Raw genomic sequence first — 23,333 nt, 5'->3', positions numbered from 1 at the left:
TCACCGTGATCACCTGTCCCGTGAGTTTCACGTCCCGCGGCGGCTCCGCAAGGCGCACCGTCGCGCCCGCTCGGCGAGCACATGCCCGCTTCTGGCCGGTACACACGAAAACGTAACCCAGGTCACAAGGTCCGGGCGCGCGGAGAGACCCACGGGGCGGACCGCGCGGGCGCCTCGCGCCCATGGGCAGTGGGGGCGCGGGAGCCGGTCACACGCCCCGTGCGGCCGTCCCCCGGCTCACACCACCCCGCGCAGTCCCAGCGGCCCGGCGATCTCCGCCGCCATGACCTTTCCGGCCTCCTCGGCGAGCCGCTCCTCGTCGCCGGTGACGTCGCTGTCGGTGTCCAGGCCGTCCAGCTCGACCAGTGGCTGGTCGAGCCGTACGTGGGCGACCAGCGACTGCAGCGCGCGCAGGGCGGCCGAGGAGGTCGGGCCCCAGTTGGACAGGTAGGAGAACTGCCACCACCACAGGGCCTCACTGACCCGGCCCGCCCGGTAGTGCGCCAGGCCGTGCCGCAGGTCGGTGACGATGTCGGCCAGGTCGTCGGAGATCCGGCTGGCGACCGGCTCGCTGCGCGGCACATACGGGTCGAAGACCTCGGAGTAGACGTCCACCGGCTCGAGCAGGACCGCAAAGCGCTCGCGCAGGTCGTCGACGTCCGGCTCGGGGCCGGTGTCCGGCTCGTACCGCTCGTCGGGGACGAAGTCCTCGTGGGCGCCCAGACGGCCGCCGGTGAGCAGCAGCTGGGAGATCTCCAGCAGCAGGAAGGGAACCGCGCTGTCCGGCTCGTCGCCCTTGGCCACCTCTGTCACCGCGACGATGAAACTCTCGATCGAGTCGGAGATCGATACGGCGAAGTCGTCCGGGTCCTGGGTCGCGTTGTGCAGCGTGGCATCAGACATCGAGAAGTCTCCTCCCTTCGAAGGCCCGCCCGAGCGTGACCTCGTCCGCGTACTCCAGATCGCCTCCGACCGGCAGTCCGCTCGCCAGTCGCGTCACTCTCAGGCCCATGGGTTTGATCATGCGGGCCAGGTACGTGGCCGTGGCCTCGCCCTCCAGATTCGGGTCGGTGGCCAGAATCAGCTCGGTGACGGTGCCGTCCGCGAGCCTGGCCAGCAGTTCCCTGATCCGCAGGTCGTCCGGGCCCACACCCTCGATCGGGCTGATCGCCCCACCGAGGACGTGGTAGCGACCGCGGAACTCGCGCGTCCGCTCGATCGCCACGACGTCCTTGGGCTCCTCCACGACGCAGATGACCGCCGGGTCACGCCTCGGGTCCAGACAGACCCGGCACTGCTCCTCCTGCGCCACATTGCCGCAGGTGCCGCAGAACCGGACCTTCGCCTTGACCTCCATCAACGCGTTCGCGAGCCGGCGGACATCGGTCGGCTCGGCCTGAAGAATGTGGAAGGCGATCCGCTGCGCGCTCTTGGGACCGACGCCGGGCAGCCTGCCCAACTCGTCGATGAGGTCCTGGACCACGCCTTCATACACGGAACGTCTTCTTTCTCTTCTGCCGTGTTGCGTACGCTAGTTGGCTACTCCTCAGAAGGGGAGACCCGGGATTCCGCCACCGCCCAGACCCTGGGCGAGCGGACCGAGCTTCTGCTGCTGCAGCTGCTGGGCACTGGCGTTGGCGTCCCGGACCGCCGCCAGCACGAGGTCGGCGATCGTCTCGGCCGTCTCCTCGGCGGAGTCGGTGTCGACCGCCTTGGGGTCGATGACCAGGCTCTGCAGCTCACCGGAGCCGGTCACCGTCGCCTTGACCAGACCGCCGCCCGCGGAACCCTCGACGGGTGTCTCCGCGAGCTCCTGCTGGGCGGCCGCGAGGTCCTGCTGCATCTTCTGGGCCTGCTGAAGCAGCTGCTGCATATTGGGCTGACCACCGGGGATCACGACGTGACTCCTGCCATACGACAACGTTTGTGCGGTAGCCCGAGCCTACGTGTTTCACGGCCCCGGCGCCCTACGCCGTAGGGAGGAGCACGGGTGTACGCCTGGTGTACGCCCGCTTACTCGCTTTCCGCCCCCTGCCCGGCCCTGCACCGCCGCGCGCTGCCCTGCGCTGCCTACGCGGTGCTGATCCGTCAGCTACTCGTTGTTGAACTCTTCCACCATCGTCGCGCCGAGTTCGCGCACGATCAGGTCGTGGCCGCTGAGCGCGGAGTCGACGAGGTCGGGGTCGTCCTCGGCAGGCATGTCGTACTCGATCGACATCGGCGGGGGCTCCGGCGGCGCATACGAGGCCTCCGCCGCGGCCCCTGACTGCCCGCCGCCCGCGGACGCCGAGGGGGAAACGGCCTCCCGCGCCATCCGCGCGCCCTGGCTGCCGCCGGCGCTGCCGCTGCCACCGCCCGCCCCGCCACCGCTCTGCCCGTACTGGCCGCCCGACGACTGGGGCGCCGACGGGCCGCTCTGCTGCGGCGGGGACTGCGGCCCGCCCTGTTGCGGCGCGGCGGGCGCCCCGCCGCCGAAGCCACCGCCTCCTCCGCCGCCACCACGGGGAGCGCCGCCGGCCGGCGGATTGGCGCCGCCCGACGGGTCAACGATCGCCTCGACCCGCCACTGCACCTGGAACCGCTCGGCCAGCACGTCCTTGAGGACGTCCTCGCTTCCGCCGTTGGCGAAGCTGTCGCGGGCACCGGCATTGGGGAAGCCGATCTGCAGCGTCGTGCCGTCGAAGCCGGAGACCTGGGCGTTCTGGCTCAGCAGGATCCAGGTGAAACGCCGGCGGTCCTTCACCGCCTCCAGGATGTCCGGCCACATCTGCCGCACCTGGGCGGCACCCTGCGCCGCCCCGGCCTGCGGCTGCGGGGACACGGGCGCGGGCGGGCCGGCCGGCGGCTCGGGCGAAGGGGCGGGCGCCCCGCCCTGCGGCGCCTGGCCGCCCTGTCCCGGCGCCACGGCCGTGGGCCAGCCACCGGGCTGCCGTCCGACGCCGGGGCCATTGCCGCCCGCGTTGCCTCCGCCGCCGGCGCCGTTGCCCCTGCCCGTGCTGCCGGGCCAGGCTCCGGGCCGCGCGGCCGCACCTTCACGGCCCCCGCCCTGCGCTTCGCTCTGCGGAGCCCGGCCCGGACCGCCCTGCGGCGCCTCCGCGCCCCCGCCGTCGCCCCGCTGCTGCTCCCCGCCGGGCGCGGCCACCGGCCCGCCGGACGCGCCGGCAGACGGCGCGTCCGGAGCAGGAGCCGCCGGGGCAGCGGGAGCCGGGGCGGCCGGAGCCCCCGCGCCGCCACCCGGGCCCCCGCTCACCGCTCCCCGCACCGCGGCCCGCGCAGCGGCCGGCCCGGACGGTCCCGCCGCCGGCATCGCCGGATGAGCCTCCGGCCCCGGTACATAGCCGGCCGCGGGCCCGCCACCGGACGCCACGACGGGCGCCCCGGGCCCGAGGTCTCCCCCGGGGCCCGCACCGCCGCTCACGCCACCGGCACCGCCCGGCAGCGCCGCGCCCGCGCCGCGCTCCAGCCGGTCGAGCCGCGCCTGCACCGACCGCTCGTCGTCGTACGCCGCGGGCAGCAGCACCCGCGCACAGATCAGCTCCAGCTGCAGTCGCGGCGAGGTCGCTCCGCGCATCTCCGTCAGGCCCGTGTTGACCAGGTCGGCGGCCCGGCTCAGCTCCGCCGCCCCGAAGACGGACGCCTGCGCCGTCATCCGCTCCACCACATCCACGGGAGCGTCGATCAGCCCCGTCTCCCCCGCGTCCGGCACGGCCGCCAGGATCACCAGATCCCGCAGCCGCTCCAGGAGATCCGCGACGAAGCGCCGCGGGTCGTTGCCGCCCTCGATGACCCGGTCCACGACCTCGAAGGCCGCCGCGCCGTCCCCCGAGGCGAACGCCTCCACGATCGAGTCCAGCAGCGACCCGTCGGTGTACCCCAGCAGGGCCGTCGCCATGGCGTATGTCACACCGTCGGCACCCGCACCGGCGAGCAGCTGGTCCATCACGGACATCGAGTCACGCACCGACCCGGCTCCGGCGCGCACCACCAGCGGCAGCACCCCGTCCTCGACGGGGATGTCCTCCCGCCCGCAGACCTCTCCGAGGTACTCGCGCAGCGTCCCCGGCGGCACCAGCCGGAACGGGTAGTGATGGGTACGCGACCGGATCGTCCCGATGACCTTCTCGGGCTCGGTCGTCGCGAAGATGAACTTCAGATGCTCCGGCGGCTCCTCGACGACCTTCAGCAGGGCGTTGAAGCCCGCCGAGGTCACCATGTGCGCCTCGTCGATGATGTAGATCTTGTAGCGGCTGCCGGCCGGCCCGAAGAAGGCCTTCTCCCGCAGCTCGCGGGCGTCGTCCACGCCACCGTGCGACGCCGCGTCGATCTCGATCACATCGATCGAGCCGCGGCCGTTCCTGGCCAGGTCCTGGCACGACTGGCACTTCCCGCAGGGCGTGGGAGTGGGACCTTCCTCACAGTTGAGGCAGCGCGCCAGGATCCGCGCACTCGTCGTCTTGCCACAGCCGCGCGGGCCGCTGAACAAATAGGCGTGGTTGACCCGGTTGTTCCGCAATGCCTGCTGCAGCGGATCGGTCACGTGCTCTTGCCCGATGACCTCGGCGAAGGTCTCGGGCCGGTAGCGGCGGTACAGCGCAAGGGACGACACGCATACGACGATATCGGGCCGCACTGACAACCGACGGGCCCCACAAACGCAAGGGCCCCCCACGCACCCGCCAGAGCCGACCTACCCTTGCTGCCTTCCGGCCCTGGGGGAGTTCAGTCAGATAGCGCCACGTGAGGGGCTGCGCACCACAGTAGCGGATCCCCCGCCCAAGAAACGACCCGGACCCCCGCCCCCGACCCACGCCACCCCCTCGCCGGCTCCCGCCCCCGGATCATGTTCGCGAGCACTCCCCAACGTCTTGTATTGTTTGCGGCGGAGGATTCGCCTAGTGGCCTAGGGCGCACGCTTGGAAAGCGTGTTGGGGGCAACCCCTCACGAGTTCGAATCTCGTATCCTCCGCACCGCCTGAACAGGCAAAACGAAGGTCCCGACCGCTCAGCGGCCGGGACCTTCGTCGTTCGCTGGTTGCAGTTTTGGTCTCAGTTGGTCCCCAACAGCCGATCACTGGGGCGGCGCCGGACGTCCGAGGGTCTGCTGGTGGCTCACCACCGAGGCCGACCGGCATCGATGGTGAGGGCGAGCGGAAGCGCCACCCACGTCCTGCTGAGCTTCCCGGGCGCCCAGAAGAAACTGGAAATCCACCTGGGCATGTTCGTGGCAGCCACCACGTCGAAGGTGGCACATAAGTGCGACGTTGCTGTCCTGGATCACCAGGAGGCCGAGCGAAGCCGCCGGGCCATGGTCCACCCCCGCAGCAAGAGGCTCGTGGCGGCGATTGAGGCGAAGCGCTACGGCACCTCCCCCGGACTCGGGGTCGGCCGCGGGTTCTTGGGACTGGCCCAGGAGCTGGGCGGGAAGAAGTGCTCGCTGGTCTTCCCGTCGCACAGCTCCACCGCCCTCGGCGCCTTGATCGCCAAGAGGGACAGCGAGGCATACCCCCAGCTGCTGCCTGGCACGACGGCCGCTGACCGACTGCGCGCAAAGCTCGACCAGGCCATCCGTAACTGGAAGGACCGGCTGTAGCGACACCGAGTCGGTCTACAGGCAGCGGACGCGGCAGCGGAATTCCCGCTGGCGCCCTTCATCACCGCCTGATGTCCCGACGGAGGCGTCCGTCATCACCAGTCGTCGGTGTCGCCGCACTTCCCCGGGTTCCGGGCGCGGTCCACAGCCTGTGCGCAAGCCTCGGCGAAGGCCGCCTTCACGGCGGCCTTGTCCGTGCCCCGCACTTGGGCCTCGGCCCCCTCGCTCATGCCGGGGCGCCGGGCCGTGCGCCAGGCCGGCACCGACCACTGCTCGGGGAGCGCGGTCGCGGCGCGTTCCCCGCCTGGGAGACAGGGCGCGGGCATGGAGGACCACGGCCGTCCCAGCGCACAGTCGCGAATGGCGCTCTGGCCGCCGGGGCCCTGGGTTCCCAGCCGCGCACGACGCCGACACCGCTACGGCCGTCCTCGCCGCCGCCGTACGCTTCTGCCAGCGGCGCCACGACCAGGACGACTGCGGACGCGGTGTCCGCGCGGCCGGGCATCGGCAGTCGGCAAGCCGCCCCGATGCTTATCGGGCGAGTCCTGACCGGCCTACGCGAGCTGTAGCCAATCGCCGCTCCCCGTCGAACGCGTCGAGACCACTGCGCCGTTCGCCCACCACCCACCCACATCTGTTGGCTATTGCTCCGCCTCGAGTAGGTCGCGGATAGGGTTCGGGTAACACGGCACGGCTCTCATCGAGCAGAGCTGTGAGCGCCCGAGCCTTAGACCGGAGAAGACCTGCGTGAGCGTCCTCAGCCAATTTGTGTGGAGCGTCGCCGACACCCTGCGCGGCCCCTACCAAGAAGCCGAGTACGGCTCGGTGATCCTGCCGTTCACCGTGCTGCGCCGGCTGGAGTGCGTGATGGAACCGCACCGGGAGGCGATGGCCGAGATCATCAGCCAGTACCCCGGTGATCAGCAACGCCGCACCCACCTGAAGCTCAAGACGCGCACCCCGGACAATGCGGGGCTGAACTTCTGGACCACCAGCGAGTACACCCTGCAGAAGGCTCTGCAGGACCCGAACAACCTCGCGGCCAACCTCATCAACTACGTAGCTGGCTTCTCGTCGAACCTGGATGTGTTCAAGTCCTTCGACTTCGAGAACGTCCTGCGCACTCTCGACGCCCGCGATCGCCTCTCCCCGGTCGTCAAGCACTTCCAGGGGATCGACCTGAGCCCTGAGACTGTCTCGAACGCGGACATGGGCGATCTGTTCGAGAACCTCATCTACCGGTTCGCCGAGTCCGCCAACGACGGTGCCGGCCAGTTCTACACACCCCGCGACGTCGTCCGCCTCCTCGTCGACCTCGTCTACGCCGAGGACACCGAGGCACTGCGCGACCGAGGCCAAGTCCGCTCCATCTACGACCCCACCGTCGGCACCGGCGGCATGCTGACCGTCGCCGACGAGCACCTCCACGACCTGAACCGGTCTGCCTCAACGGCCCTGTTCGGCCAGGAGATCAACCCGCGCACCTACGCGATCTGCAAGGCCGACCTGCTCATCAAGGGCCAGGACCCGACCAACGTCCGCCAGGGCGACTCGCTCGTTGTCGACCGATTCGAGGACCACAAGTTCGACTATGTCCTGTCAAACCCGCCGTTCGGCACAGACTGGAAGGCCGTCGCGTCCCAGGTGACCGCCGAACACGGGCGCGGCGGACAAGGACGCTTCACCCCTGGCCTCCCCGCCACCGGGGATGCCTCGATGCTGTTCCTGCTCCACGTCGCCTCGAAGATGCGCGAGGTGGATGAGAACGGCCGAGGCGGAAAAGCAGGCATCGTCCTCAACGGCTCGCCGCTCTTCACAGGCGGCGCAGAATCCGGACCGTCCAAAATCCGCGGCCACATGCTGGAGAATGACCTGGTCGAGGCGATCGTCGCCCTCCCCAACGACATGTTCTACAACACCGGCATCCCCACCTTTCTGTGGATCCTCTCAAACGCCAAGCCCACCGCGCGCATCGGCACCGTCCAGCTCATCGATGCCACTGGGCTCGGCTCCAAGCTGCGCAAGTCGATCGGCTCCAAGCGCGTCGAGATCTCTGACGACGCCCGCACCTCGATCGTGCAGGCGTTCGCCTCTCGCGAGATCTCGGCCACCTCGAAGATCCTCGGGAACCGCGACTTCGCCTACTGGACGATCACCGTCGAGCGTCCTCTGCGCCTGAGGTTCCAGTGCACCGCCGAGCGGATCACCGACGTGGCCGGCCACAAGACTGTTGGCAAGGTCCCGGACCTGGTTGAGGCCCTCGGCTCCTTCGGCGAGCAGGTCTACCTCAATAGGGAGGAGTTCCTCCACGACCTGGGCAAGCACCTACGTGAGTACCCGGTCGCGTTGACCGCCGCTCAGCGCAAGACGCTGTGGCAGACGATCGGCGAACGCGATGACGACGCCGACGTCTGCCGCTACACCTCCGGCCCGCACAAGGGCGAGATCGAGCCCGACCCTGCGCTGCGCGACACCGAGAACATCCCTTTCGGCTGGGGCGGTCACCCGAAGACCCACGATGCCGCCGAGGAAACCATCGACGCCTACTTCGAGGCCAAGGTCAAGCCGCACGTACCCGACGCCTGGGTGGACACGACCAAGAAGCCGAGGACCGGCTACGAGATCCCGTTCGCCCGGCACTTCTACAAGTACTTGCCGCCAAGGTCGCTGGAGGAAATCGACATCGACCTCAACCGGGTAGTCGGCGAGATCATGGAAATGCTGCGGGAGGTGGAGAGGTGAGCCAATGGTATCCAGCGCTACCCACGGGATGGCTGCATGGGCGAGTAAAGTCGTTCGCGCATCGCGTCACGGACGGGGCTCACATTTCACCCGACACTGAGGGCGGCGTGTATGACTTTGTCTCGACGCGTGACGTGAAGCAAGGGAAGATCGACTTTGCAGGATCACTCAAGACAACACCCGAGACATACAAGTACATGGTCAAAACGGGATGCCAACCTTTCCCCGGTGACGTTCTATTCTCCAAGGATGGCACCGTAGGCGAGACCGCAGTCGTTCGGGTGCTTAAAGATTTCGTTGTTGCTTCATCTCTCGTGATCGTCAGCCCGCGGCAGGAAGTCATGAACTCGGACTTTCTGGCATATGTCTTTGCGTCCAAGACTTCGAAGGATCAGGCCACTTCGTTGATGCGTGGAGCGGGCCTTCCTCGACTATCGGTTGGAAACCTCGCGCGAGTCGAGGTACCAGTCCCTCCCCTCTCGGAGCAACGGGACATTGTCCAATTCCTGGATTGCGAAACGGCACAGATCGATGCTCTGGTCTCCAAGCAGGAGGAGTTCGTGGCGCTGCTCCGCGAGCGCCGAAGCGTTGCGGTCTCTGAGCTCCTCTCTCGGGCGCAGGAAGACGGGAATCCGACTGACAAGCTTCATCGTCGAACGCGCATGGGGAACGGATCAACCCCACGGAGCAGCGAGGACCGCTATTGGCTTGGCGGCGAGATCCCGTGGGTCAACTCATCTGTGGTGAACCTGCCAGAGGTGCATGAGCCTTCGCGGCGCGTAACCGAAGCTGCCATCGTTAAGTGTCATCTGCCAATGGTGCGGCCTGGATCCATCCTGGTTGCGCTCACCGGGCAAGGTAAGACTCGAGGTGCCGCGACCATCCTCCGGATCAAGTCCACCATCAACCAGCATCTTGCATACATCGAGCCTGACGAGCGCTACTGGGTACCTGAGTACCTCTTGTGGAGCCTACGCTCAAACTACGAGCACCTGCGCCGCATCAGTAGTGAGAATGGCGCCACAAAAGGCGGCTTGACCGTGGGTGACCTACGGGCCTTGCGGATAGCTATGCCGCCAGTCCACGAGCAGCGCCAGTTGTTGGCTGAGGTAGCGGCCGCTACAGAGCGGATCGACTCTCTCATCGCCAAGGCACAGGAGCACATTGCCTTCGCCAAGGAACGTCGTGCCGCGCTCATCACGGCCGCAGTGACTGGACAGATCGACGTACCCACTACTCGGAAGGCAGGCTGAACGATGGCGTCCTCGGACCAGACTCGCGAGGAAGCGTTCGAAACCGAGATCGCCGAGTACTTGGCCGCCCACGACTGGAAGTACAGCACCTCCGACGACGGCTATGACGCGAAACGCGCCTTGTGGCCCGAGGACACACACTGGTGGCTCAGGACTACCCAGGCCGAAGAGTACGAGAAGGTCGTCAAGATCGGCACTCCGACCGAGCAGGCCGACAAGGATGCCCTTCTCGACGCACTTGTGAAGCGTCTGGACAGCCCGATGAGCTCGGGCGGCGGCACCCTGAACGTGATGCGCCGGAAGTTCTCCCACACCCGGGGCGCGACGGCGCACTTCCATATGTGCCAGTTCGCGCCGGCGACCACTCTCAACCCGACCGTGGTGAACGCCTACGAGTCGGTGCGGCTGCGGGTAGTCCGCCAGGTCCACTTCTCGCCTGCCAGAGGCGACAACCGGTCGATCGATCTCGTGTTCTTCGTCAACGGCCTACCCGTGGCGACGCTCGAACTCAAGTCGTTCTTCAAGCAGGAGTGGCGCACTGCAGTTAAGCAGTACAAGCAGGACCGTCAACCGGCCGGCCAACCGCTCCTCGGATTCGGCAGCCGGGCTCTGGTCCACTTCGCCGTCGACGATGACGAAGTCTGGATGACCACGAAACTGGCTGGCGACAAGACCCACTTCCTGCCGTTCAACCAGGGCCACGCCGATGGCGCGAAAGGCAACCCCTCAAACCCGAACGGCGCGGCCACCTCCTACCTGTGGAAGGAGGTCCTCGATCGGCACAATTGGCTCCATATCCTCGGCACGCTGATGTTCCTACGCAAGGACGAAGACGAGGACCCGGCCACCGGGAAGATCAAGCGGACGACGACGCTGCTGTTCCCTCGCTACCACCAGTGGCGTGCAGTGCAGCGAATCGTCAACGAGGTCCGCGCTGGCGGGCCGGGGCGGCGGTATCTGATCGAGCATTCGGCTGGCTCGGGCAAGACCAACACGATCGCCTGGACCGCGCATCACCTCGCCCGGCTGCACGATGGGGACAATCGCAAGATCTTCGACAAGATCCTGATCGTCTCCGACCGCAAGGTCCTCGACCGGCAGCTCCAGGATGCCGTCAGCCAGGTCGACGACTCCGGCGGCTCGGTGGCCGTCATCGACTCCGCCGCGGTGCGCCACTCCGGCGGCTCAAAGTCCCGGGCCTTACTCGACGCGCTGACCGGCCCTGCGCTGGTCGTCGTGGTCACGATCCAGACGTTCCCCTACGTCAAGGGCCTGATCGACACGACGCTCAGCGACAAGGTATTCGCCGTTATCGTCGATGAGGCTCACACCTCCCAGTCTGGCAAGACAGCCAACGCCCTGAAGAAGGTCCTCACCGAGGGTGGGCAGGTAGACGAGGACGAGAAGGTTGACACCCAGGACGTCGTCAACGAGCTCCTCTCCGCCGACGATGAGCGCGAGCGGCGGATCTCCGCGGAGACGGCCGCCCGAGCCGTGTCACCGAACGTGTCGTTCCTTGCGTTCACCGCCACGCCGAAGCACAAAACGAAAACCCTGTTCGGGCGCCCCGGCGACGATGGCACACCGGAGGCGTTCGACGTGTACACGATGCGGCAGGCCATCGAGGAAGGGTTCATCCTCGACGTCCTGCGCGGCTACCAGACGTACAAAACCGCCTTCGAGATCGAGGAACGCAGCGCCAAGGGCGTCGTTACCACGATCAGTAGCGACGATGAGGGGCAACTGGTCGACCCGAAGGCCGCGACGAAGAAGATCATGCGGTTCAAGAACCTTCACCCGTCCAACATTGGGCAGAAGGTCGAGATTATTGTCGAGCACTTCCGGGCCAACGTCGCGCACCTCCTCGACGGCCAGGCAAAGGCCATGATCGTCACCTCCTCGCGCCACGCAGCCGTCCGCTACAAAATCGAGACGGACAAGTACATCCGCGCTAAGGGGTACAAGCTCAAGACGATCGTCGCCTTCTCCGGTGATATCACCGACGAGGACTACGGCTTGGAGAACGCTACCGAAGCGTCACTGAACCCGGGCCTCGGATCCGATCTCGCCCGGGAGTTCCGCCGCCCCGACTACCGGTTGATGCTGGTAGCGGAGAAGTTCCAGACCGGCTTTGACCAGCCGCTGTTGTGCGCGATGTACGTCGACAAGCAACTCCCCGACGTCCACGCCGTCCAGACACTCTCGCGTCTCAACCGCACCTACCGCGCCCCGTCTGGCGAGGCGAAGGACCAGACGTTCGTCCTCGATTTCGTCAACGACCCCGTCGGCATCCAGAATGCGTTCCTGCAGTACTACACCGAGGCCCACGTCGAGACTGCCACCGACCCCAACCTCGTCCACCAGCTCGCCACCAAGCTCGCCCAGCCCGGCATCTACACCCGCGCCGACGTCGAACGCTACGCCGAAGCCTGGTGGGGTCAACAGCGCCACTCGGCACTGACGGCGGCGATCGCGCCGGCCCGCGACGAGTTCACCAATCGGTGGGCCGACGCAACCGAGAGAGACGACAGCGAGGCCCTGAACGAGCTGCGGACCTTCCGCAAGGACTGCGGCTCCTATGTTCGCCTCTACGACTTCATGTCTCAGGTCATCGACTACGCGACCACCGATCTGGAAAAACTCGCCGAGTTCCTGCGCCAACTGGTGCGCCTGCTCGCGGTCGACGACCAGCGCGCCGATGTGGACCTGTCCGGGATAGACCTCAAGCGAGTGCGGCACATTGACCAGGGCAAGGCCGCCATAGCCCTGTCCGGAGACCAGGAGACGCCGGGGCTACGAGGCGTCACTGGAATCGGTACCGCTTTGTCCCGCGATCCGCAGCAAGTGCTGCTGTCGGAGGTGATCGCCAAGATCAACAGCCTGTTCGGTGGCGAATTCGCGGACCCGCAGATCGGCGGTTTCGTCACGGCCGCAGCCGGGATGGCCGAGGAGGACCCGCGGATCGCCGAGCAGATCGACAACAACGCGCAGGACCAGTTCCTCATCTCCCCCAACCTGCGCGAGGCCCTTACCGACGCAGCCGTGCTCAACGAGGGGGCCTTCGGGAAGCTGACTGGCGCGCTGACCGGCGAGAGTGAGCGAGCCGAAGAGCTCATTCGGCTGATCGGTGCCTACCTCTACCAGTCCCGGCGCGCGCGCACGGAGCCGGATGCTGGGCCGGAAGATCCGAAACAAGGGGTGTGAGCGCAGCCCGCTCCGGCCCCCGTACGAACATTTGTAAAACGTGTTGGGCAACCCCTCACGAGTTCGAATCTCACATCCTCCGCACTTGCCCACCTGGGCAAACGAAGGTCCCGACCGGATTCCGGTCGGGACCTTCATCGTTGCCAGCGCCGCGCCCGGGGAACGCCCGGTCCAGCTGGCCGCCAACGGGCTGAGCTCATCCACGATCTTCTCGCCGAGCTCGTGTCCGAAGGCGCCGAAACGACAGCACAGCGGCGGGATCGTCAATCGCCATCGTCGCCGTACCTGCCGGGGTTCTTCGCCCGATCCACGGCCTGTGCACACGCTTCGGCGAATGCATCGGCAACGGCGTCCTTGTCAGTGCCGCGAACCTGGGCCTCGACCTCGCGGCCGGGGCGGCACGTGGTGTGCCACCGCACCGGTAGGTCCGTGTAGAGGTCGGCCTCGAACTCCCAAGCCGATACGGACCATTGCTCCGGTCCACCCACGTTCAGCCGATCACCGCCGGGGACGAAGAGCGCGCGAGCGTGGAAGACGACCTTGCGGTCGGGCACCCGGTCGCAGACGGCCCGCACGCCGCCAAGCCCGCTGTGCCCCCACTGCGCCCACTCCCACTCCTCAACCACCGCAGAGCGGTCAGACCGGTCAGTGCCCCATTGTGTGGCCACGGCCTTCGCGTGCTCACGGTGACGGAACGGAATGAGGCGTCCGCCGAGACGAGCGACGTACACCGTGGGCTCGTCCGAGACCGGATGACCCAACTCGGGCAGGGAGCCACCCGGCGTCGGCTGGATCATGTGCGGTGTGCCCCAGAGCAGGCCGCCGACCTTCGCCGCCGTCTGCTGGAGCACGGGGCCAGTGAGGTGCTGATACCGACGACGCATCCGGGCGGACTTGCCGGGCTCCCAGCCCATGATGCGGTCGACGACCGCGTCGGGGACGCCGAGGATCAGCAGCACGGTCGCAGCGGTGTGGCGGGCGTCGTGGAGGCGCCCGTCGCGTACCTGCGCCGCCTTCAGCAGGTCCTTCCACCTGTGGAAGTCGGTGTTGGGATTGAGCGGTTCGCCGGTCGGCGAGGTGAACACGTACCCCTTCTCCACCCACAGGTCACGGGCGAGGGCCCGCTCGCGCTCCTGCTTCTCCTTGTGCAGTCGCAGCAGCTTCAGCAGCTCCTCGGGCACGCCGATCGGGCGCTTGCCGGCGCGAGTCTTGGTGTCCTTCGTCTCGCGCCGAACGTTGATCTTCTGCGGGCAGTAACCTGGCTTGCGCCCACAGCGGTTGCCACAGCCGTGCTTGTAGCGGGGCCGCAGCCGTCCCCGGCGGACGAGAATCACACCCGCCTCGAAGTCGACGTCCTCCCACTTCAGGCCGAGGACCTCCCCCTGGCGCAGGCCGAGTGCGAGGGCGATGACCCACCGGGCAGTGTTGCGCACCTTGGCGGCCTCGGCCAGGAGTCGCTGGACCTCCTCCAACGAGTACGGCTCGACCTCCTCCTCTTCGAGCTTGGGAGCCTTGGCGATGGAGGCCGGGTTGGTGGTGAGGTGACGGCGGCGTACAGCTTCGTTAAGCGCCGTGTTGACGGTGCGGTGCGCCTGGTGAGCGGTGCCGGCGGCACTGCCGTTGGCCCGCATCTTCTGGTAGAAGCGCTCCAGGTGCTCCGGCTCCAGCTTTTTCAGTCGGTGGGCGCCCAAGCCGGGTATGAGGTGGTGGTAGACCGCCACGCGATAGCCGTCGATGGTGTTCTCGCCGACGTTGGGCGCGGCGATGTTCTCCACCCAGTGGGTCAGCCAGGTTGTGACGGTCCAGGTCTGGCCGACCTTGCGGACTCCGGTGGAGTCGCGCTGCCGCTCCAGCTCGCGGACGGCCTTGGTGGCCTCGGCTCGGGTCTTGCGGGAGAGGTGTCGGCGGTCGGGGGTGCCGTCGTCCTTGACGCCGACGGTGACGCGGCCGTGCCAGCGGCCGTCCTTGCCGAGGTAGATGGACGATGCCCCATTGGGCTGACGGTTCTTTGCCATGCCCGCCGCCTTCAGGCCGCAGCCGCGAAGTCGTCGGCGCTCACGCGCCTGGCAAGGAATTCGTTCACCGCCTCGGCAGGTATGCGTCGGAGGCTTCCGATCTTGACGGAAGGTATCTCGCCGGAGGCGACGTACTCGTACATCTTGGTGCGGCCGATGCCGATCCGCCGGGCGGCTTCGGCGACGGTGAGCCCGACAAGGGTGGGGTCGCCTGCGGAGTCGCCGCGCTGGGCCATGAGTGCGCGGAGGGCGTCCTCGGGGACACCGAGCACGTAGGCGATCTGGGAAACGGGCAGCGGGAACTGCGACAAGGGGTGCTCCTCCCCGGCGCACGCGGTCGCGAGGGGCGGCAACCCCCGTTGACCAGGCCGGTGGTGATGTCAGGGATGGGCGGTGTTGGGTTCTGGCACCGTCACGGCATTCCTTGGCGTTCGCAGCACCGAGGAGGGCCGTAATGGGGGCTTAGGACAACGGAGGGGGCAACTTGCCCTGTTTTCTGAGCTCGGAGAAGGCGGGGTGGGTGCGCTTGGCCCAGGCTTTGCCTTCTGCGGTTTCGTGGGCCCTCAGCAGTTCCTCGATCTCGTCTTTCTGCTCCGGGTGGTCCTCCGCGTAGGCGAAGAGCGCCAGTCGGGCTTCGCGTACCTCCTGGTACAGCTGGTCCAGCGCGTCCTTCTGGGCGAGGTACTCCTTCGACTTCTCCGTGAAGAGGTGGATGAGCTGCCGGGCAGCCACGCTGATCTTGAGCGGGGGGCCACTGAGGTCGGACATGGAGATGCCGAACACCTTGCAGAAGCCGAGCGCCTCGTCGAGGTTGACCCGACGTCGCGGCTTGCCGCTCTCGATGCGCCAGATGGCGGACTGGTTGATCGGATGCCCGGCCTCGGCCATCTTCTCGGCCAGGGTGACGGTGCTCCAGCCACGGGCTTCGCGCTCCAGCTTGATGCGCGCAGCAACGTTGTCCTCCGGCTCCGGGCGGTCGGGGCCGGCACGCGTCGCGCCTTCCTTGCTGCTCACTCACACCTCCCCTCGGGCGACGACTGGGGCCACTGTGGCCAGGGTCAAGAGTGAACCGGATTGCAGAGCGAAATGCAACTCATTGCATTGCCGAAATTCTTGGGTATGGTGGTCGTCCACCTCCGGACGGAGGCGGACGCCAAGACGCAGAAAGCCCCCGGTGCTGCGAACACCAGGGGCCAAAGCGAAGTCCTCGACACAACCGCCCATCCCTGAACGATCCAACCGGCTGACCGAGGTTGCCGCCTCATATGGCCTGCCGGGTAAGGAGCTCCATGGCCCAGAGTAGGGCCCCGCGTCAGAAGAATCCATCCGGTCACGGCACCGACGAGGCCAGCGCGTACGCCGGTCTCAACGGTGAGCCGCCGAACGCCGTGGACGCCGAGCGCGCTGTCCTGGGCGCGTGCATGTTCCACCGCGACGCGGTGGACGAGGTGCGTGCTCTCCTGGATGGCGCCGACTTCTACCGGCCCGCGCACGAGACGGTGTGGCGTGCCCTCCTCGCACTACACACCGACGACGCCCCCACGGACCCGATCGCCCTGGCCGAATACCTCGCCGGGACCGGGGAGCTCAACCGGATCGGCGGCGCCGTCTACCTGCACCAGCTCGTCGGCGCCGCAACCACGACCGGTAGCGCCGCCTATTACGCCGACATCGTCCGGCGCAAGGCGGACCTGCGGCGCCTGCGCGAAACCGCCCTGCGCCAGTACCAGCGCACCAGCGAGCCGGGCGCCGATCCGGACGAGATACGCAGCGCCGCCGAGGCCGACCTGCGCACCGAGCGCGAGCGAGCCCTCGCATCCGGCACCGGTCGACTGTCCCGCTACCTGACCAACGGCTGGGACTTCGTCACCAAGGCCGCCGACACCCAGCCGGTCTGGGGTACCCGGGAGCAGACCGCCTGGGCGTCCGGCGAAAGCCTGATGCTCGTCGGCCCGCCCGGAGTCGGCAAGACGACCCTCGCCCACCAGGTCGTCCTCGCCCGCATCGGCCTCAAAGACTCGGTCCTTGGCATGCCGGTCGTCCCGGGTAAGCGGGTCCTGTACCTGGCCATCGACCGGCCCACCCAGATCGCGCGGGCCCTCGCCCGCGGGGTCAGCGACGAGCACGAGGCCGCGCTGCGCAACCGGCTCGCCGTCTGGCAGGGCCCACTGCCCGCCACCCTCGACAAGGAGCCCGACCTCCTCGCCGATCTGGCCGCCGCCCACCAGGCCGACACCCTCGTGATCGACAGCCTCAAAGACGCCGTCAACACCATGGTCGACGACGCCCTCGCGGTCGCATACAACAACGCCCGCGGACGCGCCCTCCAAAACGGCGTCGAGGTCCTGGAGCTCCACCACCAGCGCAAGTCCGGTGCCGAGAGCCCCAAGGCCCAACGCCCTGCCCTGGACCAGGTCTACGGCTCCACCTGGCTGACCTCCGGCGCCGGCAGCGTGCTGTTCATCAACGGCAAGCCCGGCGACCTGGCCGTCACCATCCACCACCTGAAGCTGGCGACCGGCGAGATCGGCCCGCTCCAGGTCATCCACGACCACGAGCACGGCACCAGCACCGTCGACCCCACGCTCGACCCGGTCACGCTCTTGCGTGCCACAAGCGGCGGGCTGACCGTGCGTGAACTAGCCGAGGTGCTCTCCGGCGAGCCTGAGCCGGGCCGTGCTGATGTCGAAAAGGCACGGCGCCACCTGGAGCGGCTCGTCAGGGCCGGACTGGCCACCAAGGCCGAAGGCGCCGCAGGCGGCAACGGTGGCGGCCAGCAGGCCCGCTACCACGCCTCCACACGCCACATCGGCGTCGTGTCCTGACCACCTGAACCAGGGCCCGGACCGTACACGCCCCCGTACACGCGCCCCCTGCGTGTACACGGCCCCGAATAGGGCCCGCAGCGTCCACGGCCATGACGAAATCCCTGGTCAGACGGTCACGCGACCGTGCACGCCGTACACGCGCCCAGGCGTTCACGCGCGAGACCCCCCTTAAAGGGGGACTCGCGTGTACGCCCCTGCCGTGAACGCCCCTCCGCTTCTCCCCACGAGCCCCACCACACTCCCCTGGAGAGACCCAACTTGCATTCCCCTGCCCCCACGTTCCTGGCCGCCATACACAGCAGCCGGACCATCCGGGCCGCCACCACCCCACTCGCCCTCGCTGGGGCCGACACCAGCTGGCGCCGCGTCGCGCTTCTAGATCCCCGGCTCGTGCCGACCACGAGCGTGCACGTCACGGCGAAGGGTGGGAAGTGATGACCAAGCACACCACCGAGCGGTATGCGCTCATCGCGGCGGGCGCGGTCATCGTCGTCCTCACCGTCGGCGGGTTTTGGCTCTCGTACGCGCACCTCGCCGAGGTCGCCGGAGCGCATGGGCTCGGCGGCTCTCCCACTCGCCGCTGGGCCTGGCCCGCGACCCTGGACGCGTTCATCGTCGCGGGCGAACTGCTGATGCTCCGCGCGGGCCTGCGCCAGGACACCGACGGATGGGCCATCGCGCTGACCGCCACCGGGGCGGTCGGCTCCATCGCGCTCAACGTGGCCGGGGTCAGCGGCGCCGGCAACGCCAGCAGCGCGCCCCTGCTCGACTACGTGGTCGCCGCGGTGCCACCGACCGCCGCTCTACTGGCCTTCGGCGTCCTGATGCGCCAGATCCACCGGCTCGTCGACCGCCCTGCCGACCACCCGGCCCCAACTTCCGTCCAGGCACCGGAACCGTCCTCCGTCCCGCCACCGGCAGCCATTTCCGCCCGCCCCTCCGATCCACCTGCCACCCCGTCCGTACAGCCGCCGGAACCACCTCCCCTGGTTTCGGAGAGCAAGCCGCGCGGTGGTCGTCCGGCGGGCGCCTCTGTCGAGGAGCTCGTGGAGATCGGTCGGATCGCCGCCGCTGAGCACGGCAAGCTCACCCGGGACCTTCTCCGAAAAGCCGTTAAGGACAAGGGATTGACGATCGGCAGCGAGCGGATGACCGACGTGATGAAGATCCTCAAGCCCGAACTCGAAGCCGACGCGGGCAACGCTTCGGCCAGCAGCTGACCGCGGCCCCGTCGGGCGACCGGAACCCCTTCCGGTCGCCCGATGTGTTCGGTCACCGCCTCACTCGGAGTCCGCCTATCCACACCCGTGGACGGGGCGACGACCCATCGCACTCCGTCAGACCTTCCACGCTGACCCGCCTGTCCTCCCCGCCTCTTCCGGAGAACCACCCCATGACACACGACCCCCACCACGCCGAGAACACCTTCGACGAGCCGCGGCCCCTGATGAAGTCCCCTGGAGTGATAGGCCGTTTGCAGCGGGCGTTCGGAAGGACGGCCCCTGGCGGAGCCAGTAGTACCCCGAGTCCGACTCAAGGCCGGACTTCGGGGATCTCCGCCCCAGGGGTGGCGGAGACGGCCCAGCGCCAGGGGGCCCCGGACAAGCTCCACGCTGCCCAGCGCGAGACCCTTCGCCTCGCCCGTGCCGCCGAGACCGCCACCGGCGAGCCCGACGCGAAGAATGCCCAGCCCACGATCCGTCGCTTCAGCGGCAACAAGCGCACCGTCCGCGTCGGCCCGCTGCGGTTCACCAACGACGAGCACGCCGGCCTTCAGGAGGCTGCTGCCGAGCACGGCTACAAGGGGGAATCCGGCTTCGCCGCCGATGTCGTCCTGGCCTTCATCGCCGGCCGGTTCACTGCCAACCTGCCCCTGTCCGAGGACCGCCGCCGCACGCACATGTTCCGCGCCCAGGTCCTGCGCCAGCTCAACCGCATCGGCGTCAACATCAACCAGGTCGCCCGCGCCCTCAACAGCGACCTCACCCCACCCGACATACGCCACCGCCTCGACGAACTCCACCACCTGCTGAAACTGATCGCCGAGGCCCTGCGCCAGCCCGCCGACCCGCGGGAGGATCTCGCCGCATGATCGCCGCCATCAAGGCGCCCGGCGCCAACACCCGTGGCCTGCTTGCCTACCTCTACGGCCGGGGAACCCACGACGAACACTTCGATCCGCACATCGTGGCGGGCTTCGCGATGCTCGGCATGCCCGACCCCGGCCGCGACGAGATGGCCACCCTCACCGAACTCGCCCGCCACCTCGACGAGCCCGTACGCCTGCGCAACAGCGAGTTCGGCAAGCCTGTCACCGACCACGTCTGGCACTGCCCCGTCCGCGCCGCACCCGAAGACCGCTACCTCTCTGATGCCGAATGGGGCGAGATCGCCCAGCGCGTCGTCGCCGCGGCCGGCATCGCCCCTGCCGGTGATGACCTGGCCTGCCGCTGGATCGCCGTACGCCACGCCGACGACCACATCCACATCCTCGCCACCACCGTCCGCGAAGACGGCCGACGCCCCAAACTCCATGACAGCGGCATACGCGTCGGCGACGAGTGCCGCGATATCGAGAAGGACTACAGTCTGCGCCGCCTGAAGAAGGGCGACCGCACCGGCACCCGACGCCCCACCCAGGCCGAGATGCACAAGGCCCAGCGCCTCGGCTGGGAACAGACCGGCAAGGAGTGGCTCCAGGACCGCATCCGCGCCGCGATCCCCCACGCGAAGAGTGCTGAGGAACTCCTTGCCTACCTCGAAGCGGAGGGCATCCGAGTCAAGGTCAAGCGGGGACCGTCCGGTGACCTTCTCGGCTACGCCGTCGGACGCCCAGGCGATCTCAACAAGGACGACGAACAGATCTTTCACCCCGGCGGAAAGATCGCCCCCGACCTCTCCCTTCCCAAGATCAAGGCCCGCCTCGAATCCAGCCAGCCCGAAGAGCACCCCACTGCCCGCCGCAACCGCCCAAGCACCCCCTGGCACCAGGCGACCGACGCCCTCGACAGTCTCCACACCGACCTAGCCGCCGACGCGCGAGCCCAGGCCCACATCACCGCGCTCGGTGAACTGATCGAAGCCACCGCCCAGAAAGCACCGGCCGACCTGCGCGCTGAACTCCAAGCCGCTTCCAAGGCGTTCGCACGCGCCCAGCGCTCCCAGATCCGGGCAGAAGACCGAGCCGCCCACACTCTGCGCAACGCGGCACGCGACATCGCCCACACCGCCACCGACCCCGACGGCAGCGCCCTCGCCGCCCTGGTCGCAGCGCTCGTCTGGGCCGCAATCGTCGCAGGACGCTGGCATGAGGCCACGGGCCACGCACACCAAGCCGACGCCACCCGCCAAGCCCTCCAGCACCTTCAGAGCGCCGCCGACCACGCCCTCACCCAGGAACTCACAAACCTCGCGCAACGCCAGCCGAAGGAGGAGACCCATCGCCCCCTGGCCAGCGACGTACGAGCCGCCATCCCCGATCACGCCGAGCAGATCCTCACCGACACCGACTGGCCGGCCCTCGCCACCGTCCTCGCCGACGCCGAAGCCCGCGGCCACAAACCCCACCAACTCCTCAAGGAAGCAGCCGCCCAACGCGAACTGGCCACCGCCCGCCAACCCGCCCGCGTCCTGATCACCCGCATCCAGCACACCGGACGCAACCCCACCCCCAACCGCCGCGCCGCAGCAGCCCGCCTCCGCACCACCACCGCGGCCCCGCACCCGCCCCTCGGGCCTGACTTCGCCCAGCCAACGGCGGCAACTACAGCACCAGCCGCGCAGCACCGCCGCCCGCGCCGGTAACTGCCCAACACGCCGCTGCACGACCGTGGCTCCGCTGCGGTCGTGCAGCGAGCGGTTGGACGAGCTCTCGGTGAATCGCCCCCTACCGGAATCCGGCTGGCAAGGGGCTGCAGTCTTGCCCCTGGTCCCACTGGCCGGGCCGCGTCGAGCCGTGGCTGAAACCCACTCCCGCCAGGTCGATTGTCAGTGCTGTATGCCATGGTCAACATCTGTGAGCCGAAAGCATCGCCAGTGGTTCACAACGAGTTACGAGTACATGGCCAAGGGGGAAGTACGGCATGGCTGGCGACGGCTTTGACATAGACACCGACCACCTCAAGTCCGCTGCTCCGACGTTCCACAGAGAGTCCGTTGCCCTGGAACGGGCGACGGCCAAGCTTCGTCACACGCTCGGCGGGCTGGGGGAGCCGTGGGGCGGTGACGAGCAGGGCAAGAAGTTCGAGCACGCCTACGCCCCGCACCAGGCGCAGATCGAGAAGGCAGCCGCGGCCCTTGTCAAGGGCCTGTCTAGCATCACCAAGGCCATGAACGACATGGCAGCCAACCACGAGGACGCTGACCACTCGGCCAAGTCCGGCTTTGAAGGTGGTAAGTGATGGGCGCTGCCGACAAGGCCAAGGAGATCGTCCAGGACCTCACCGGCATGTGGTGGCCGGAGGGCAACGAGGACGAACTCCGGGAAGCCGCGCGAGCCTGGCGTACGTACGCGGACGATGTCGAGGACTGCACGGCGGCCTGTCACAAGCGGGCCCAGGACGTGATCGACAACAACAAGGGCAAGTCGATCGAGGCGTTCGGGGAGTTCTGGCGCAAGTACCACGGCGGCGGCAAGGGCTACCTCGACGACTTGGCCACCGCTGCCCGTGACATGGCCAAGGCCCTGGACAAGTACGCCGACCAGGTCGCCGAGGCCAAGAAGAAGATCGAGCACGAGCTGGAGATCGCCGGCGCGGTCCTGGTCGCCGGTACGGCCCTGGCCCTCTTCACCGGAGGCATCAGCGAAGTCGCGGCAGCCGGCGCAACCGAGGCAATCGTCGCGGCGGCGAGTACGGCGGGCGTCGCCGTTTCCGCCACCGTCGCCGAGATCGCCGGAACGGTCCTGGCCACCGCCGCCATCGGTGGCATCGAAGCCATCACCGTGGACGTGGTCGTCGCTCAGGGCGGCCGCAACCTTCTGGGCGACCAGAAGGGCATCAACCTCAACGAGATGAGTGATGCTGCACTGGGGGGCATGCTCGCCGGTGGCGCGCTCGGCGGAGCCGCCCGCGGCGCCAGGGCAGTTGCCGACGCGGGTGGCGTCAAGGCTGTGCTCAGCGGCATGAGGCTGGATGGCCTGCGCCTTCCACCGTCTCTCGGCCGACTGGCGAGCCGGGGTTCCGGGGCTGAATTGCCGCCCTTCGCGGACGTCAAGAAGGCGGTCATGGAGAGCAACCCGCAGATCCTGAAGAAGAGCTGGCCGGATACTGACGGCCGCTATTACGCAACTCGGGTCCTTGCGGGCGGGCGATCGGACGGGGAAAAAGTCTTCGCGGGGCATGGGTACCTTGAAGCCACTGCCGAGGAAATCACCGTCCCGCCGGGAACAAAAATCTCTTTCTACGTGGAAGATGGAGAGCTGATACCTGGGTTGAACGGAGTAGCTGTAGAAGGCGGCTCTTATCCTGGGGGTGCTGTGCAGACTTTCCACCCGGGTGACAAGATTCCTGACTATACGCTTGCCCCTCCCGAGCCGCACGGCGCAGGAGGATTTACCGTGTACGAGAATTCCACCACGGTCGCCCAGCGGACCAACCTGAGTGAGCTCTTAAAGCCGGATATGGGGAACGTACATTGGGCTGCCTGCCGGGAGCACAAGGGGGTAGGGTACTAAATGCGTGAGTGCTTCAAGTCGTCGAAG

The 23,333-nt window shown here is 68.0% G+C and carries 17 protein-coding genes, 1 tRNA gene, 1 other RNA gene and 1 pseudogene; 11 read left to right on the top strand and 9 right to left on the bottom strand.

The features are described 5' to 3' along the window. Nucleotides 1–237 precede the first annotated feature (237 nt). The 5 genes from ACWGI6_RS01930 to ffs all read right to left on the bottom strand — a co-directional run bounded on the left by ACWGI6_RS01930 (nucleotide 238) and on the right by ffs (nucleotide 4,749). Nucleotides 238–903, bottom strand: a complete 666-nt coding sequence (locus ACWGI6_RS01930; RefSeq protein ID WP_453265681.1) for a DUF5063 domain-containing protein — start codon at nucleotides 901–903, stop codon at nucleotides 238–240. Beyond that, nucleotides 896–1,495, bottom strand: a complete 600-nt coding sequence (gene recR / locus ACWGI6_RS01925) for a recombination mediator RecR (protein WP_018089931.1) — start codon at nucleotides 1,493–1,495, stop codon at nucleotides 896–898. Before recR ends, ACWGI6_RS01930 begins: the two co-directional genes overlap by 8 nt. Nucleotides 1,496–1,546: 51 nt before the next feature. Further along, on the bottom strand, nucleotides 1,547–1,897 hold the full coding sequence (locus ACWGI6_RS01920) for a YbaB/EbfC family nucleoid-associated protein (RefSeq protein ID WP_086718527.1): 351 nt from the start codon (nucleotides 1,895–1,897) through the stop codon (nucleotides 1,547–1,549). Nucleotides 1,898–2,092: 195 nt separating this feature from the next. Further along, the gene (locus ACWGI6_RS01915; protein ID WP_453265680.1) at nucleotides 2,093–4,606 is read right to left on the bottom strand and encodes a DNA polymerase III subunit gamma and tau; all 2,514 of its coding nucleotides are present in this window, start codon (nucleotides 4,604–4,606) and stop codon (nucleotides 2,093–2,095) included. Nucleotides 4,607–4,654: 48 nt separating this feature from the next. Next, nucleotides 4,655–4,749: signal recognition particle sRNA small type (ffs, locus tag ACWGI6_RS01910), an RNA gene on the bottom strand. 132 nt (nucleotides 4,750–4,881) lie between these two features. Between ffs and ACWGI6_RS01905 the strand changes: the two genes are divergently transcribed. Further along, a tRNA-Ser gene (locus tag ACWGI6_RS01905) sits at nucleotides 4,882–4,966 on the top strand. Between the two features lie 138 nt (nucleotides 4,967–5,104). Further along, nucleotides 5,105–5,590: a hypothetical protein gene (locus ACWGI6_RS01900; RefSeq protein WP_453265679.1), complete on the top strand. Its 486-nt coding sequence runs from the start codon at nucleotides 5,105–5,107 to the stop codon at nucleotides 5,588–5,590. Nucleotides 5,591–5,685: 95 nt separating this feature from the next. On the opposite strand, the gene ACWGI6_RS01895 is transcribed toward ACWGI6_RS01900, so the two are convergent. Beyond that, nucleotides 5,686–5,916 carry a hypothetical protein gene (locus ACWGI6_RS01895; RefSeq protein ID WP_453265678.1) on the bottom strand — a complete coding sequence of 77 codons (231 nt, stop codon included), beginning with the start codon at nucleotides 5,914–5,916 and terminating at the stop codon, nucleotides 5,686–5,688. Between the two features lie 421 nt (nucleotides 5,917–6,337). Between ACWGI6_RS01895 and ACWGI6_RS01890 the strand changes: the two genes are divergently transcribed. The 3 genes from ACWGI6_RS01890 (at nucleotide 6,338) to ACWGI6_RS01880 (ending at nucleotide 12,789) form a co-directional block, all read left to right on the top strand. Then, a complete protein-coding gene (locus tag ACWGI6_RS01890; protein ID WP_453265677.1) occupies nucleotides 6,338–8,332 on the top strand; it encodes a type I restriction-modification system subunit M in 1,995 nt (664 codons plus the stop codon). 107 nt (nucleotides 8,333–8,439) lie between these two features. Next, a complete protein-coding gene (locus tag ACWGI6_RS01885) occupies nucleotides 8,440–9,585 on the top strand; it encodes a restriction endonuclease subunit S (protein WP_453265676.1) in 1,146 nt (381 codons plus the stop codon). 3 nt (nucleotides 9,586–9,588) lie between these two features. Further along, a complete protein-coding gene (locus ACWGI6_RS01880; protein ID WP_453265675.1) occupies nucleotides 9,589–12,789 on the top strand; it encodes a type I restriction endonuclease subunit R in 3,201 nt (1,066 codons plus the stop codon). Between the two features lie 803 nt (nucleotides 12,790–13,592). Here the strand turns inward: ACWGI6_RS01880 and ACWGI6_RS01875 are convergent. From ACWGI6_RS01875 to ACWGI6_RS01865, 3 genes and pseudogenes are all read right to left on the bottom strand, one after another. Then, nucleotides 13,593–14,804 (bottom strand): annotated as a pseudogene (locus ACWGI6_RS01875) (tyrosine-type recombinase/integrase); the annotation flags it as partial. An 11-nt stretch (nucleotides 14,805–14,815) separates the two neighbouring features. Next, nucleotides 14,816–15,115, bottom strand: coding sequence for a helix-turn-helix domain-containing protein (locus tag ACWGI6_RS01870; protein WP_453265674.1), 300 nt, complete (start codon nucleotides 15,113–15,115; stop codon nucleotides 14,816–14,818). Nucleotides 15,116–15,266: 151 nt separating this feature from the next. Further along, entirely contained in the window at nucleotides 15,267–15,818 is a 552-nt protein-coding gene (locus tag ACWGI6_RS01865; RefSeq protein ID WP_453265673.1) for an XRE family transcriptional regulator, read from the bottom strand. A gap of 275 nt (nucleotides 15,819–16,093) precedes the next feature. On the opposite strand from ACWGI6_RS01865, the gene ACWGI6_RS01860 reads away from it, so the two are divergent. The 6 genes from ACWGI6_RS01860 (at nucleotide 16,094) to ACWGI6_RS01835 (ending at nucleotide 23,306) form a co-directional block, all read left to right on the top strand. Next, nucleotides 16,094–17,629, top strand: a complete 1,536-nt coding sequence (locus ACWGI6_RS01860) for a DnaB-like helicase N-terminal domain-containing protein (RefSeq protein WP_453265672.1) — start codon at nucleotides 16,094–16,096, stop codon at nucleotides 17,627–17,629. 437 nt (nucleotides 17,630–18,066) lie between these two features. Next, nucleotides 18,067–18,852 carry a DUF2637 domain-containing protein gene (locus ACWGI6_RS01855; RefSeq protein WP_453265671.1) on the top strand — a complete coding sequence of 262 codons (786 nt, stop codon included), beginning with the start codon at nucleotides 18,067–18,069 and terminating at the stop codon, nucleotides 18,850–18,852. Nucleotides 18,853–19,199: 347 nt separating this feature from the next. Further along, complete coding sequence (locus tag ACWGI6_RS01850; RefSeq protein WP_453265670.1) at nucleotides 19,200–19,724, top strand: MobC family plasmid mobilization relaxosome protein; 525 nt, start codon at nucleotides 19,200–19,202, stop codon at nucleotides 19,722–19,724. Continuing rightward, complete coding sequence (locus tag ACWGI6_RS01845; protein WP_453265669.1) at nucleotides 19,721–21,436, top strand: relaxase/mobilization nuclease domain-containing protein; 1,716 nt, start codon at nucleotides 19,721–19,723, stop codon at nucleotides 21,434–21,436. Before ACWGI6_RS01850 ends, ACWGI6_RS01845 begins: the two co-directional genes overlap by 4 nt. 278 nt (nucleotides 21,437–21,714) lie before the next feature. After that, complete coding sequence (locus ACWGI6_RS01840) at nucleotides 21,715–22,032, top strand: WXG100 family type VII secretion target (RefSeq protein WP_453265668.1); 318 nt, start codon at nucleotides 21,715–21,717, stop codon at nucleotides 22,030–22,032. Beyond that, nucleotides 22,032–23,306: a WXG100 family type VII secretion target gene (locus ACWGI6_RS01835; protein WP_453265667.1), complete on the top strand. Its 1,275-nt coding sequence runs from the start codon at nucleotides 22,032–22,034 to the stop codon at nucleotides 23,304–23,306. The genes ACWGI6_RS01840 and ACWGI6_RS01835 overlap by 1 nt, the downstream gene beginning before the upstream one ends. Nucleotides 23,307–23,333: the final 27 nt, after the last annotated feature.

Source organism: Streptomyces sp. NPDC054786 (assembly GCF_053611685.1).
The sequence above is the reverse complement of the archived record's forward strand: the minus strand, read 5'-3'. Positions and strand labels throughout refer to the sequence as shown.